Origin of the sequence: Paenibacillus sp. KS1, from assembly GCF_001680695.1 — a bacterium.
Lineage (GTDB): Bacteria > Bacillota > Bacilli > Paenibacillales > Paenibacillaceae > Paenibacillus_B > Paenibacillus_B suaedae.
The window spans coordinates 52,522-67,472 of record NZ_MAIS01000020.1 but is presented as its reverse complement, the minus strand read 5'-3'; the positions used below and the strand labels follow the sequence as shown (position 1 = coordinate 67,472).

Here is a 14,951-nt window from a genome sequence, read left to right as displayed (position 1 = left end):
GGATGTTCAAATCCTGTCTATTTCATTACACATATATATGGAGGAATCGCCTTATGATACGTTCACGCAGCCTGCTTCGCAGTGCCATCGTTCTGTTCTCTGCTTGCGCCCTTATTTTGAGTGGTTGCGGCAGCAGTAAAGATGCATCTGGAACGAGCGATACTGCAAGCCAGAAATCCGCCATTAAGCAGCAATCCTACTTTATTTTTGATACGATCGTTACCGTCAAGATTTATGATGAGCGAGCGGATCAAAAACAATTCAAAGATATCGAGAACCTGTTAAAAGAAATCGACTCCCGTCTGAACCGTACGAAGGACATGAGCGAACTGGCGAAGATCCATGCTGCATCCGGCAAGCAAGCTGTCGCGGTTACGCCGGAATCCTATGATCTGATTGCCAAGTCGCTCGATTACGCGAAGCGTACCGAAGGGCGATTCGATCCAACCGTCGGCCCAATCGTGGACTTATGGAATATTGGCCATGAGAATGCGAAAGTGCCGGATGTGAAGAAACTCGCAGAAACCTTGAAGCTGGTTGATTATAAGGATGTTACGCTCAACCCGGACAAGCATGAAATTAAGCTGAACCGTGAAGGCATGGAGCTGGATATGGGCAGCATCGGCAAAGGCTACGCTGCAGACCGTATTGCTGACTACTTGCGCACGAACGGCTTCCCTAGCGCCATTATTGACCTTGGCGGCAATATTTTTGCCGTTGGACCGAAGCCTGGCGGTTCCGACTGGACCATTGGCGTCCAAGACCCGGATGAATCTCGCGGCAACCAAATCGGCAAGATGAGGGTAACTGATAAGACGATTGTTACATCAGGTGTCTATGAGCGTTACTTTGTGGAGAACGGCAAACATTACCACCACATTCTTGACCCAGCTAACGGGTATCCGGTTGACAATGGTCTTAGCAGTGTAACGATTGTGACGAACAACTCGACGGATGCCGATGCGCTGTCTACTTCTTTATTCGCACTCGGTGTAGAGAAGGGATTGAAGTTCGTCGAGGCAGATCCAAATATTGAAGCCATCTTCATTACTACAGATCATAAGGTGTACGTTACATCAGGCATTAAGAAAATTTTCGAGCTGACGAACGATAAATATAAGATTGTTAATTAACACGAGAGTCCCTCGTGAACATAGAGCGCCCGCTGTCTCAACTGACCTGCTGCATACAGACGATCATTGAGTGCGGGCGCTTTTTTTTGCTTATATATTACATTCACTCATTCAAATGCAAATGGGTCGCAAGCAAGTCGCACTGAACAACGAAACGGAAGATTCCTGCTATCCCCGCTATCCCCACATGCTGATCAAGGCCATACCGGCTGCTACGACCCCCGACGTCCCAATTCTCGTCCAGCCCTGCTGTTCCTTCAACACAACGATGCCTAGCAATGTCCCGATCACAATGCTGAATTCACGAATGGGCGCCAAGTGTGCAAGCGGACCAAGCGTCATCGCGAACAAGAACAGCAAATAGGAGCCTGGCGAGACGACGGAGCCAAGTACAATCGTGCGCCAATTGATGCGCCATTCCTCGCGCAGCCGCTTCGTTCTCAGGACAGAAGGCGCTAAGAATAGGAGTGCACCTAAGTTCGAAATTTGAATCAGACCCAAGGGGCTGAAGAACTGCACCACCATCTTATCCGTCAGCGTATAGCTGGCCGTACACAGTCCTACCGTTGTCGTAATTGCCAGGGTAAGCCACCATGTCCTGTCACGCGGCTCCTTCGCGGAGAACATGCCGCTTAGTGCGAACAAGCCTCCAACAATGAGCAGCCAGCCGAGCCAACCTACAAGAGACAGGCTCTCTTGGTATAGCACCACACTAACAATTGGCACAATGAGTGCGGCCGTTCCACGCATCATCGGGTATACCTTGGACAGTTCCCCAATCTGATAGGCCTTGGAAACGAGCCAGAGGTATATCCCTTGCAGCAGTAAGGACACAACAAGCAGCCAGCCATTCGTCCAAGTCCAGTGCATGATCACAAGATCATGGATGAAGAACGGCATGAACACGACGGTTGCCAACCCATGTAAGCAAAATAAAAAGGATTCCTTATGAATGCTCCGCTTCGCGAACATATTCCAAGCTGCATGCGCGAAGGCTGAAGCAATAACTAGCAGGAGGGCGTATATAGCCAATCTAGCATCTCCTTTGCAGCAGATATCTTCCATCATCCGATTTGACACAGTATAAAAGGTGAAGCTCCATCATGCTTAGCACCACAACCACAAGAAAACCCGGGTCGTAACCGACCGGGCCCCCTCGCTGTTGTATACAGCAGCCTATTACCATAGTTCGCTGTAGCAGCATCGTGCATGCCATCGAACCTTGCACAGTCTCCTACGAGCACGATAAGGTATTTACATCCCATTGACTTCGCTGCCTGCGATATTAGATTGCCGAGAACACGGTACCCGTCACCATGCGATGGAAGAACGGCTGATGCGCTACGCGATCCCCTGCCACTGGATCATCACTGTAGAATGGCAGACGTTCTGCATCAAGCTCCTCCAAGCGATCTACGCGGCCTTCCACGAAGTCGAGAATCCGATCTTCCGCCGACTGCAGCCGTGCAAGCACGGTACCATAGCGGCTGTCGAGCACTTCCCAACCGAATGGCTTGCTTGTCGCCATCCATAATGCACGATGCGCCTTGCGCGCTTCATCGACCAGCGGACGAACGGACGGAATGACATTAGCGGCAATGCGGCGAAGCTCATCCTTATCACCATTCTGGTACGCGCGTGTGACCTGCACGCCAAGCATCGACTTTGCGCCAACAGCCTTGGACAACTTCGCATACATATCAAACACGAGCGCATGATCGCCTGCGGTATTGTCACGTGCAGCCACGAGGCGTTCAGCAAGCTCACTGTAATGCTTCGGCAGCTGCGACTCCAGCTCCTCTGTCAAATAGATATCAAACAACCCAATTAGCGTATCTTGGAACAACAGGAACTTCGAACCGTTCGAACCGTGCATGTTGTTCTTCGCTACACCCGGTGTCTCATCCAAGTAAGTGAGCTGCCAGTAATCATCGAAGCTCTGTCCGGTGCACAGCTGGAAGCGTTCCTTCATCTTTGCTTCATCGACTTCCCCTTCGGTATAGCCATGCTCAGCGAACAATTGCAAGCCTGGCAGAATTGTCATATGATTCGTCTCCTGCCCGTTGTCGCCCCATGCTGTCGCGAACACTTCCTTAATGCCCTTCGACTTGCAGGCAAGCAGCGCCGGATTCGTATTCTGCCACGTCTTCCCGTAGTTCGGACTCATCGCGCCCCATACCCATACGCCGCCAGCGAATACCGGATCAGAGCCCAGTTGGCGATGCTTCTCGATAAATTCCTCATAGAAGCCTTGGTCATCATGGTAGTAATCCCAGTAGACGAATTGTACGCCCTTCGGAATTTGATCAACAACTTCATTCGAGAAGTTAATGTCGAGATCATAGTAGTGGCCGCCGTTTTTCATAAGCAGGTGGAAATACATATCACTCCACATCATCGGCGTAAGACCATGTTTGCTCGTAATTTCCAATACGCGCGCCAAATGCTCGTTCATAATATCGAACCGTTCGCGGAAGCCATGCTTGTGCATATATTTGCCCAGACCAAGCCCGAACGCCTCATCCATCCCGATGTGAATGCGCTTGGAACGCAGCGGCTTCGTTGACGCTACAATCATATCCTCAATGAGTCGATAGGTCTCCTCTTCTCCTACAAGAAGGACGTCCTCCGTATCTTTTATCTCATTCGCGTAGTCCCACTTCAGCGCCTGCGCCAAGTGACCCAGCGTCTGAATGCATGCCACTACCTCAATTCCGAACAACGCGGCATACTGGTCAACCTCATAGAGTTCCTCCGCGGTATAGCGTCCGCGCATGTAGCCGAAATACGGACGGCCTGGCACCTCATACGTATCTTCGGTATATATCATTGCGCCGTTCAAGCCCATTAACGCCATTGAGCGCAGCGTCTGCTTCATCATATGTACATTCGGAACTGCGTTCCGAGATGCATCAATCATCGTTCCGTTATACGTGAATTGCGGATGCTCTATAGTATCGAATGGCTGCCCCTTGCGCAGCTGCTCAACGAACAAGCCCAGTGCACGGAAGAAATGAATATCCGACTCATAGCGGATCAAGCCTTCTATACCATCCCATGCAGCACGAAGCGGCCCCTCTCCCTGCTCTACGCGAACTGTAGTGCCTTCTGTCCCCACTTCCACCTTCAATAATGACTTCAATTCGAGAATCCCTGGTAATACATGTTCGATACTGCCCGTAAAATGCAACTTCACAGCCAGATCCCTCCCCACGAGTTAGTTGGATACGCTTACAGATACAGCGAGGTATCGGTATCTTTTTATAGAATGCGAAATGCGGAAATAAATTTGTCACCCGTAGTTTACCACATCTATCCCCTGCGAAAGTGACAAGCCCGTGAATTCCTATGAAAAAAACGTCATATCGATGACGCAAAAAAGGCCCAGCCTCGATGGACTAGACCTTACCTATCTTCTTTTTCAACATCACTTGGCATTTGCCAATCCCAATACCCTCTAATGGACAGGCGCACTTGCACTTCCTGACGATGCCACCTTGCTTGCATTGCCCACTTCTTGCACATTCGTTGATGCGTTTGATACACCTGCCGCAGCTGCCTGCTTCTGCTCTTGCTGCGAACGCAAATATACCATATAGTAAGCCCCTGCAACGAACACGACTCCTCCAACCAAGTTGCCTAGCCATACCGGTACGAAGTTCGTCATATATTGTCCCCAGCTAAAATGCCCCTCAAAGATCGCAGCCGGAATTACGAACATATTCGCTACAACGTGCTGGAAGCCAATCGCAACGAACGCCATCGTCGGGAACCATATCCCCATGATTTTCCCGCTGAAGCTCTTCGCTCCATAGGAGAGCCATACCGCAAGTGCAACTAACCAGTTGCAGCCAATCCCACTTACAAAGGCTTGAATGAAACTATCGTCCAGCTTATGCGCAGCCACATCTACTGTCTTCTGCAAATAAACGCCGGAGCCAGTCAAACCGACCACATGACCGAAGAAGTATGCCACGAACAGCGCACCTAAGAAGTTGGCAATCGTAATGACGACAATATTGCGAATGGCCTCTGATGTGGTTATGCGTCCCTTCATCCGAGCAAGTGGCACAGCCATCATATTCCCTGTCAACAGCTCACCGCCTGCTAACAAGACTAGAATAAGACCAACCGGGAACAGCGACGCTCCGATTAAGCCATTGATGCTTCCCCATTCCGCAGGTGCTCCAGCTGTTACACGTATATATAAGAGATAACCAAGCGCAATAAATGCGCCGGCAAGGAATCCTAGAATCATCATGGCGGACAATGGGTTCTTCGCTTTAATTGTTCCGGTATCTACTGTCGCTTCCGCAATTTGCTGCGGCTTCAAATAACCTGACATCGACATGACCTCCTGCTTATGCTTATTCGGATGCAAGCCCCATCATTTCCAAGGCCACACCCCATCCGCACCTACTCAGATACGAATAATTCCAGTTGGAATGTCAGCTGAACAGGTTGCAAATTCATTGTAACGGAGCCCTAATTCCGATGTTGTGCATTTTATCACAAAGTATCTTTCAAATATTGTCCATTTTGCGTATAACCCCCTGCATGACCGCTCTATGCAAAAAGCCAGTAAGTCGCACGATCGACTCACTGGCCTTAAGCTGTATATGTTGTAGACCTGAAATGTGAAATTATGCGCCGCGCTTAGCAACAATGCTCCGTGCAATGTGCACACCTGCAGCACCCGCTTGTGCGAGCCCACGCGTAATGCCCGCGCCGTCTCCACCGCAGTATAAGCCATCAATTTCGGATTCCAATGTCGTATCCAGCTTCGGACGAGCGGAGTAGAATTTCGCCTCAACCCCATAGAACAACGTGTGCTCAGAAGCGATACCTGGTGTTACGCGATCAAGCGCTTCAACCATTTCGATAAGACTCTTCATCGTATTATACGGAAGCACAAGACCCAAATCTCCAGCAACAGCTTCTTTCAAGGTAGGCTCCAAGAAGCCCTCTTGAATGCGCTTCTCCGTGGAGCGGCGACCGCGAATGATATCCCCGTACTTCTGAACGATAATCCCGCCTCCGGACAAATCATTCGCACGCTTACAGATTTCACGAGCGTACTCATTCGGCTTGTCGAACGGTTCCGTGAACTTGTGCGAGACAAGCAATGCAAAGTTCGTATTCGCAGAGCCAAGCTTCGGATCCTTGTAGGAGTGCCCGTTGGCACACATGATCCCACTGTGGTTCTCAACCACGACATGGCCGGATGGATTGCTGCAGAAGGTTCGCACTTGTGTGCCGACAGACGTGTTGAACACGAATTTCCCTTCATACAGGTGCTCGTTGATTTCGCGCATGACGATATCCGATGTCTCTACCCGCACTCCAACGTCCACTTGGTTGTTGTACATTTTCAAGCGGCGCTTCTTCAATATCTCCGTCAGCCACGCAGAACCGTCACGTCCTGGTACGATGACCACTTGATCCGCTTCATGCTTCTCGCCGCTCTTCAGTTCAATCCCCTTCACAATATGGCGTCCATCCTGCTTCTCTGTAATCAGATCCGCTACTTCGGTCTTATAGGCCATATCGATACGAGTCTTCAAATATTCATAAATGGATTTCAAAATCTCCAAGTTCTGCTCAGTGCCCAGATGTCGAACTTGTGCGCGCAGCAGCTTCAAGCCAGCAGAATATCCAAGCTGCTCAATACGGCGAACCGTTTCTGTCGTTGGATCGGTAATGTCCGTCGTCGCTCCGTGCTCCAAGTTGATTGCATCTACATATTTAATCAAGTCCAGTACTTGCGAAGCTGGCAAGAAATCTGTCAGCCAACCCCCGAACTCTGTAGTTACGTTAAATTTCCCATCACTATATGCCCCTGCTCCACCGAAGCCGTTCGTAATCGAACAAGCTGGAAGACAGCCAGCAAAGTCCTTCTTCCCTGCCGCTGGAGGACACTTCTGAATCTTCTCCTCCAAAATCGGACAGTTGCGGCGATAAATATCATGTCCTTTATCTACAAGCAAAACCTTCAATTGCGGTGCCTTCAAAGATAATTCATAACAAGTGAAAATACCGGCCGGACCTGCTCCTACAACAATTACATCATATTTACTCATTGTTTCCTCCTCGATGCTCACGATGTCTCGGTCTATTTCTCTTCTATCCGATGAGCCTGCACCTATTTGGGCAAAAAAAATATCCCGTTACGTTCAGGTATGCCAAAGCATACCTACTCGTAGTCAGGAATTTACGGCTCCTGGTAGAGACCCCTAGACCTTATCTCTGGGATATACGAACAGGATAAACAAAAAAAATGGCCAATCAATCCTTGCCACCCACTTCTGTGGGAGCAACCTTATTGTATCGGAATTTGGCGAACAAGTCAACGCCGTTTGCGCCCAATGTTCGTGAATTATTTTTAATTATTATTTCAATCCATTATAGTAGATAGTTAAAAAGGTAAAACCCGAACATTAATACGCATCCTCTTTGAGGAGTTTCTTACCATAGAAGAGTAAATACATCGTTAGTCAGGTTAGCATCTACCCAAATCTAGGTTCTCGATATATCATTTACCTATATGATCTAACTCACACCAATGAATGGGCATACGGATTGGAGGTTCGCGTATGAACACGCAGGAACCCCCCTACGGGGAAGGACTTATTATTGATAAGTTATATGTGACGAAGGGCAATTCCACACTTTTAGATGCGCTGAGCGTACAAATACATCCCGGACAATGCATTGCAGTGCAAAGCAACCATATTACGGGACAGTTAATTATCGATTTGCTTATGAATCGCGCTAAGCCCTCTGCTGGCAGTGTAACCTGGCGTGGAGTGCCACTCTCCTCTGCCTCACTCGCCACCAAGATCGGCTGGATTCGGCAGGGCGATCCCCTCTACGAGCGATTAACACCGAAGGATGCCCTTATCTTCTATATGAAGATGTATGGAGCCTACCATAAAGATCGACTTGAGCAGCTATTGAAGCTAACCGGTCTGCATGAGTGCGTGAATACGCCGCTTGGCAAATGTACGTTATCTGAGCAGCGCCGATTCCACTTGGCGAGAGCCGCCGCTCATCGCCCGGAACTAATCGTCATCGAGGATCCCGAATTCCATATGGACTTGGAGAGCAGCTACCTGCTTCGGCAATGGATCAACACCATGTGCGAAGAAGGCGCTTCAATCTTCATGACCGTGCCTTCCTTAGAAAGCGCGCTTACGATGACCAATCATGTCGTTCGCTTAACACCATCGGGCTTCAAGTCCGTTGTCATTGAGGATGAGGTGCCTGTAGCAGGAACACTTCAGGAAGTCGAGATATTAGAAGCGCATGGGCATACAAGCGATGCTGAAGAGCAGGTGTTCGTGGCGGAAGCCGAAGATGGTGGACAAGAAGGCACCGGAACGACGGAGTCTCTGAATGAAGTTGTTAGCAGCCAGCCATCAACCAAGGACAAGAAGTCCACAATACAAGCAGCTGAGAACGAAGAGGATGAGCCTGAATCCGCTTCAGCTGGAGCTGGACAACGCTTCGTCCCTCAAATCAGCTTCGATAAGATTCCAGCGCGCATCGAAGACAAAATCGTGCTTATCGATCCACTGGAACTGAATTATATTGAAAGCCAAGACGGGGCTTCCCAGCTTCATATGCATTCGGGTTCCCTCCCCTGTACAATGACGCTGACGGAACTGGAGCGTAAGCTTAAGGCATTCGGATTTTTCCGCTGCCACCGTTCTTACTTGTTCAACCTGCAGCGTGTACGCGAGGTCATTATTTGGTCGCGCAACAGCTACAGCCTTGTGCTCGATGATGAGAATAAGAGCAAGGTACCACTTTCCAAGAATAAATATGAAGAAATGAAGGCCATTATGGGGATCGGATAATTCATCGTCTGCGCCATTCATCAGGAAAACTGTATTATCCAACTCTCTCATTGGTTCCATTCCCCCCGCGAAATGCTCCATTCAACCTCTGGAGCACTCTATTCGCGGGGTTTTTGAGGTGATGATCACCCTTTCGCGATACGATAAGGATGTCGACAGGGACGGCAACGCGGCAATGAGCCGTCTCAGCCGCAAGCGAATAACAGCGGCACCGGCATTCACATCGTACACAATATCATTTATATAAAGCGAGGGTGACTCACATGGAACCAATTATCGAAGTGAGAGCAATGACCAAGACATTCGGCAATAAGCAAGCCATCAAGCCAATTGACTTCACAATTGAACGCGGTGAAATCTTCGGATTTCTAGGGCCTAGCGGCTCCGGCAAGACGACAACCGTTAAGATACTGACTGGTCAACTGCTTCCTACGTCAGGCACAGCCCGCGTATTTGGCGTAGACATCGCTAAGATGAAGGATTCGGAACGCCACCAGCATCTATCTCGCATCGGCATATTAACGGATAACAGTACCTTGTACGATCGGCTCTCCATTGAAGACAATCTTGTATTGTTCTGCAAGTTGTATAATGTGCCAACGAGCCGAGTACAGGAAGCGCTGGAGCAGGTTAACTTAACGAATGAACGCAATACGGCTGTTAAACAGTTGTCCAAAGGGATGAAGCAGCGGGTAACACTCGCACGCGCCTTGCTCCATAAGCCAGATATTTTATTTTTAGACGAACCGACATCTGCACTTGATCCAACGAATACGAAACGAATTCATGAGGCATTACGTGAACTGAACCACATGGGTACAACCATCTTCCTAACGACACATGACATGGAAGAAGCAGAATCGCTGTGCGATCGCATTGCATTCCTTCATAATGGATGCATCGCCGCCATGGATACACCGCAGCAGCTGCGGATAGCCCATATGGATCATGGCATTACAGTTATTACAACAGACGGAACCCACACCGTTGAGCGCGATGAGGATGGAGCTAAGCGCATTCATGACTGGATGACTTCCGGCAAGCTAGTATCGATCCATTCGAACGAACCGACATTAAGCGATATTTTCATTAAAGTGACTGGAGGCGTATTACAATGACATTTTCGATAAATCGTGTATCTGCAATGATTCAGAAGGAATGGAAAGACGCTCTGAAGAATCAAATGCTTTTAATCACTGCCGCTTTGCCGCTTATTTTCGCTTTTATGTTCAGCAAAGGAGAAGCCAGTGATGGCGCCACTCTTCTGATGATGCCAGTTAATATGGCGCTGCTCATGACCTGTTTATTTGTTCAATCTATGATCGTTGCGGAAGAGAAGGAGAAGCATACGCTGCGCGTACTGATGCTGTCCCCTGCCAAGCCGATCGAGGTATTACTGGGCAAGAGCGCAATCTCCGTATTCTTGACCGTATGTGCGCTCGTAGCAACATTTCTGATTGCAAATACACCAGGTCTTCCGCTTGTCGGCCTTATTATGCTGATTGTGCCAAGTCTGATCATGTATGTAGCATTTGGAACCCTTACCGGTTTGCTTTCCCGTACGATGATGGAAACTTCTTTTGTAGGTATGCCGCTGATGATCATCTTCTTGATGGGGCCCATGTTCAAGTCTATCTTTAATAGCACCCTGGTAAATACGATTGTGGATTACTTGCCAACATCTCAATTGTCAGCAGCAGCCGAGAAACTATGGGATGGACAAGGAATATCATCCATTTTAATCCATACTGGCATCATCTCCATCTGGATGGCTGCAGCGATTATCATTACATTGATTGTATATCGCAGCAAGCGTTACGACGCATAATGAGCTTGTCCGACAGGAACACCATTATTTCCCGAGAAATATACGGCGGCTTTCTACTCAAGCTGCAACACGAACAGCACAGCCCTGGAAGAGTACACGCTCTCGGCTGTGCTGTCTTTGTGTAATGCAGGTATTACTTGGATTGCTCTTCTACAGATTGACCCTCCTGTTTGCGTTCGAACAAGTCACTAAGACCCCATCTGCTCTTCTCCGCGGTCGATTCATCGATGCCAAAATGCTTCACAGCCCTCACGCACGGCTCAGAAAGCAGCTTCTCCAGCAGCTTATCGATATGCCATGTACGGCATTTCAATGTTACCTGCAGCAGCACACAGCAATGGCTATCTAGTTCACTTGAGTCCTCTACTAGTGGATAGACCGTTGCTCTAGCCTCTAATCCTCGTTCCACAGGTTCAATGGAAATGTCCGATATGGCAATGTTCTGTTCCTTCAGAATAAATAGAACCTTCCCGATATGGCGCGGTCCGTCCGCAATAACAAGTGCAAGCTGTCTTACGGAAGCAGATTTCGAGAAGCGCGAGAACTTCTTCTCCAGCTTATTCAACATGAATAAGCTGAAGAATGCTGTAAATGCGGTCAGTAGCGCTCCGTAGTAGAAGCCTGCTCCAACCGCCAAGCCTATGGCGGCAACTACCCATAAAGAGGCTGCAGTCGTCAGTCCTGATACGGTCATGCCCGTACGCAATATCGTCCCCGCACCAAGGAATCCGATCCCGCTAATGACTTGGGCTGCCAGCCGGGCAGGGTCCATGCGCACATTCGTTTCATAAATAAAGCTTGAAAAGCCATAGCTCGACAACATCATAATGAGCGCAGAACCAAGACAAACGAGAATATGCGTACGGAATCCAGCCGCATGCTCCCCAAATTCGCGCTCCAATCCGATTGCACCGCCCAACACAACGGCAATAATGACACGCAGGGTAAGCTCCAGCATGCCGATTTGCCATACTTCTGGATGAACGCCTAATTCCATAATTCGTATCAGCCTCATTCGTAGATGCCCGGTTCCAACCGCAGATCAAATAGTGGAGTATGAGTATGGGCACATTAATATTATTTTTTGTAAGCGCTTCCTATAAGGGATCTGTTAACTCCTCTCACCCCCGCACTACATCTGGATGCAGCTTCTCAAGCAATATCCATGTTGAACATCATCGTCTCTTCGAATAAACCTTAGAGTTCCTGCTCCATATAAGTAAGGCGGAAAAATCGAGTATATAATCTGGATTATATGCGCTTGTCTCCAAAGTAGAACGAATCGTTTATTATTCTTCATTCGATAACATGACACTTGAAGCTATGAAGCGGTTCATACATTCGCAGTCCTATTGTTGCGTATTTTCTCGTCTATTAAATTCCTGTTTCTCCCATGTTAGAATAATATTGATCATAAATTATCGAAAAATGAGAGAAGGTGTCTTATTGGATGGTACAAATATTGTCCATAGGTGAACTCATCCACACGTACAGACACAAGCAAGGCATGGCGTTGTCCCAATTAACAACATTGACAGGTATACATAAAGCCACCATATCCAAAATCGAAAACGGCGAGGTCAGGCGACCCGAATATGCGACTATCCAGCCGCTGGCCCGTGCGTTGAACGTTCCGTTAAAAGAGTTCATCGAACTATACGTCACTGTTGAGAGGCGGGCAGAACCCCTCCTACGTGTGCTGAAAGATGTGCTCCAACAGGGGGAGAACGCCGCGCTTGTGCGTACCGTTGGAGCCGCATTTCTGGCATCGACAAGCGACGATAGCTACACTCTAGTCGAACAGTTACATGACTTCAGCACCACTGTGGAACTGAAGACGATGCGATTGACTCTGTATCAACTGATCGTAGACTATTCTCGCGACCATGGCATTATGCCATTCTTAGCGAGAGGGTTATATCAGGTCTACCTGATTGAACGAGACGATTTTACCCGACTTCGGAACGTTTATGAAAGCGGTAAGCATATTGTGCAATATGCGAACTTCTTAGGCATCGAAGATAGAATCACTTTGTACTACAAATTGGCTGTTCATGCGTTCAATTTATTTTTATACCGGCAAAGCATTGATCTCAGTCTTCATGTTCTTCAAGAAGCAGATGCAGACAATTGGTATTACATCAATGCACTTGGCGTATTGCAGGATTCATATTTCTATATTGAGGACTATGATAAGTCTGAATACTACTCACATCTTTACACGCAATATAATTACCCCCACATCAAGGTAAATTCAGTCCTTATGGGAGCATTGCTAAACGCCAAAAAGGGAAACTCTGCTGTTTCCATCGAACAGCTTACTTCCTTTCTGGAAACGTGCAATCAGGATGATGCTCTTCATGCTATTAATCAATTAATGTTATTATATTTGCAGGACAACCAATTAGATAAAGCGGAACAATTGCTTGCATACCCAATATGTCTACAATCCATCAGCACAAATAACCCCAACATCATCTCGCAGCTAGCCGAATATTATTATCACCGAGCTGAATACTTTATTACCATTGGCGACCTTGATCAAGGAATATCCGAATGCCTGGAAGGTGCGTTCCATTTCTCGAGAGTTAATGATACGGATCAAGAAAAAGAATGCATCAATCAAATCGTGTGTAGTCACCTGCAACAAAACGTTACCCTGTCTATTCGCACCTTAGAAAAAATGAAGACGTATTACAAACGCAGCGCAGCTAAAGAACATAAATTGGAGGGGTTCATATGAAACGTTTAAAGGCAATGCTATACAGCAGTCTCTTTTGCTCTGTCCTCATTGAGATGATCCAGTTGTCGGGGAATGTTGGAGGGACACATCCATGGTAAGAGCACTCGAAAGTGCTCTTTTTTCTTTTTTAGTTGCCTTTTATTGGATTTATTAAAAAACCAACAACCCATTGTATACTTGTTTGTAAATATAAGGAACAAATAGTGATGGGATGGTAAGTATCGAGTGGATAAATTTGCGCATTTTAGCGTAGGCGACCTAACACCTGTTTAACTGTATATCGTACTAAAAGTAGAATGCAATACACGATAAAGACATTTACCGCATATAAATCAAGCCTCCATGAACATTCTACTGCATTTCTCCATAAAAAAACTTCACTTGCATGACTTAACGGCTCCTTTGGACCATAAAAAACAAAGGGAACCGGAAATCCCAATTGTTTTCCATTATTTTCAATTAGCAATAAAAGAAAAGGCAAGATCAAGCTAACAACTAAAATAAATTTACTATTCCGCATTCTACAATCTCCTTAATTAGAAATTTATCTCACACACCATTGAAATTTACATATAAAACAAAAAAATTAGGAGGGTATTACATGTCTAAAAAACTTACTTCATTGTTTTTTTCACTAGTTCTGATTTTTTCACTGGCAAGTTCTGCGTTTGCGGAAGAAGGGAAAAACGTTTTAACGTTCGACCAGAAAGAACAATTGAAGGCTATTGAAGAAAAGTATGACGGCGATGTTGAAATTTTCTTTCCTGATTCAGAATCCTTAAACTCTACTGATTCTTCGGAAAGAATGAAATTCAATTCCGTGGAAGAACTCGAAGCATTTATTGATATTTTAAAATCTGAACAAACAAATGAAGACTTTAATACTTTGGGGTCATCTCCATTATATACTGGACATGTCAAATGGTATGCAGCTTTATTGGGAGGAACGTTTTCTTGGAAAAACATCGAGTATAAGTATGATGTCAGTTTTGATAAAAAAGGTAATGGGTACATGAGCAGAATTTATGATGTTAGCTCTTATTTAACTGGCATCCAAATTGGACTTTCCTATACTCAATTAAAAGATAGATCGTGGGTAAGTGGTGATACTGCTCACCTTATTGTTGATGGTACGTATTTAGTAGGAGCAGACATTTTTGGTGTCCCTATTGGAGTTAAAGTTGAGACTACTTGGGAAAAAACTGACACAAAGGATATGCCAAGTCAAGCTTAGCTAGATAATGACTTTTTCTTTCGAGACGGAGTAATACAAATGTAATACACGCCGTTAAATTTGTTTGCAATAATGTATTACAAATGTGTTTTGAAAAAAAGTTTTTCAACCGGTGTGCTACGGCGCAAAGAAGCCCAGGTATTTTAATCCTTGG

Annotated in this window: 11 protein-coding genes and 1 riboswitch; of the genes, 6 read left to right on the top strand and 5 right to left on the bottom strand. The window is 46.9% G+C overall.

Annotated elements, in window-relative coordinates; genetic code table 11:
• The first annotated feature begins 53 nt into the window (after positions 1-53).
• On the top strand, positions 54-1,133 hold the full coding sequence (locus tag BBG47_RS09190) for an FAD:protein FMN transferase (RefSeq protein WP_065291495.1): 1,080 nt from the start codon (positions 54-56) through the stop codon (positions 1,131-1,133).
• Positions 1,134-1,310: 177 nt separating this feature from the next.
• On the opposite strand, the gene BBG47_RS09185 is transcribed toward BBG47_RS09190, so the two are convergent.
• The 4 genes from BBG47_RS09185 to BBG47_RS09170 form a co-directional block, all read right to left on the bottom strand.
• Positions 1,311-2,165: a DMT family transporter gene (locus tag BBG47_RS09185; RefSeq protein WP_065291494.1), complete on the bottom strand. Its 855-nt coding sequence runs from the start codon at positions 2,163-2,165 to the stop codon at positions 1,311-1,313.
• Positions 2,166-2,418: 253 nt separating this feature from the next.
• On the bottom strand, positions 2,419-4,329 hold the full coding sequence (locus BBG47_RS09180; RefSeq protein ID WP_065291493.1) for a beta-N-acetylhexosaminidase: 1,911 nt from the start codon (positions 4,327-4,329) through the stop codon (positions 2,419-2,421).
• A 261-nt stretch (positions 4,330-4,590) separates the two neighbouring features.
• A complete protein-coding gene (locus BBG47_RS09175; protein ID WP_065291492.1) occupies positions 4,591-5,478 on the bottom strand; it encodes a formate/nitrite transporter family protein in 888 nt (295 codons plus the stop codon).
• A gap of 298 nt (positions 5,479-5,776) precedes the next feature.
• Positions 5,777-7,213, bottom strand: a complete 1,437-nt coding sequence (locus BBG47_RS09170) for an NAD(P)/FAD-dependent oxidoreductase (protein ID WP_021257269.1) — start codon at positions 7,211-7,213, stop codon at positions 5,777-5,779.
• Between the two features lie 100 nt (positions 7,214-7,313).
• A riboswitch (purine riboswitch) is annotated at positions 7,314-7,412 on the bottom strand.
• A 314-nt stretch (positions 7,413-7,726) separates the two neighbouring features.
• Between BBG47_RS09170 and BBG47_RS09165 the strand changes: the two genes are divergently transcribed.
• The 3 genes from BBG47_RS09165 to BBG47_RS09155 all read left to right on the top strand — a co-directional run bounded on the left by BBG47_RS09165 (position 7,727) and on the right by BBG47_RS09155 (position 10,820).
• On the top strand, positions 7,727-8,992 hold the full coding sequence (locus BBG47_RS09165; RefSeq protein WP_065291491.1) for a LytTR family transcriptional regulator DNA-binding domain-containing protein: 1,266 nt from the start codon (positions 7,727-7,729) through the stop codon (positions 8,990-8,992).
• A 263-nt stretch (positions 8,993-9,255) separates the two neighbouring features.
• A complete protein-coding gene (locus BBG47_RS09160; protein WP_065291490.1) occupies positions 9,256-10,110 on the top strand; it encodes an ABC transporter ATP-binding protein in 855 nt (284 codons plus the stop codon).
• Positions 10,107-10,820, top strand: a complete 714-nt coding sequence (locus BBG47_RS09155; RefSeq protein ID WP_065291489.1) for an ABC transporter permease — start codon at positions 10,107-10,109, stop codon at positions 10,818-10,820. Before BBG47_RS09160 ends, BBG47_RS09155 begins: the two co-directional genes overlap by 4 nt.
• A 133-nt stretch (positions 10,821-10,953) precedes the next feature.
• Here BBG47_RS09155 and BBG47_RS09150 read toward each other — a convergent pair whose 3' ends face one another.
• Positions 10,954-11,817 carry an MgtC/SapB family protein gene (locus BBG47_RS09150; RefSeq protein ID WP_065291488.1) on the bottom strand — a complete coding sequence of 288 codons (864 nt, stop codon included), beginning with the start codon at positions 11,815-11,817 and terminating at the stop codon, positions 10,954-10,956.
• 453 nt (positions 11,818-12,270) lie between these two features.
• On the opposite strand from BBG47_RS09150, the gene BBG47_RS09145 reads away from it, so the two are divergent.
• Together BBG47_RS09145 and BBG47_RS09135 are read left to right on the top strand one after the other, a co-directional pair.
• Positions 12,271-13,563 carry a helix-turn-helix domain-containing protein gene (locus BBG47_RS09145; RefSeq protein WP_065291487.1) on the top strand — a complete coding sequence of 431 codons (1,293 nt, stop codon included), beginning with the start codon at positions 12,271-12,273 and terminating at the stop codon, positions 13,561-13,563.
• Positions 13,564-14,164: 601 nt separating this feature from the next.
• The gene (locus BBG47_RS09135; RefSeq protein ID WP_065291485.1) at positions 14,165-14,797 is read left to right on the top strand and encodes a hypothetical protein; all 633 of its coding nucleotides are present in this window, start codon (positions 14,165-14,167) and stop codon (positions 14,795-14,797) included.
• Positions 14,798-14,951: the final 154 nt, after the last annotated feature.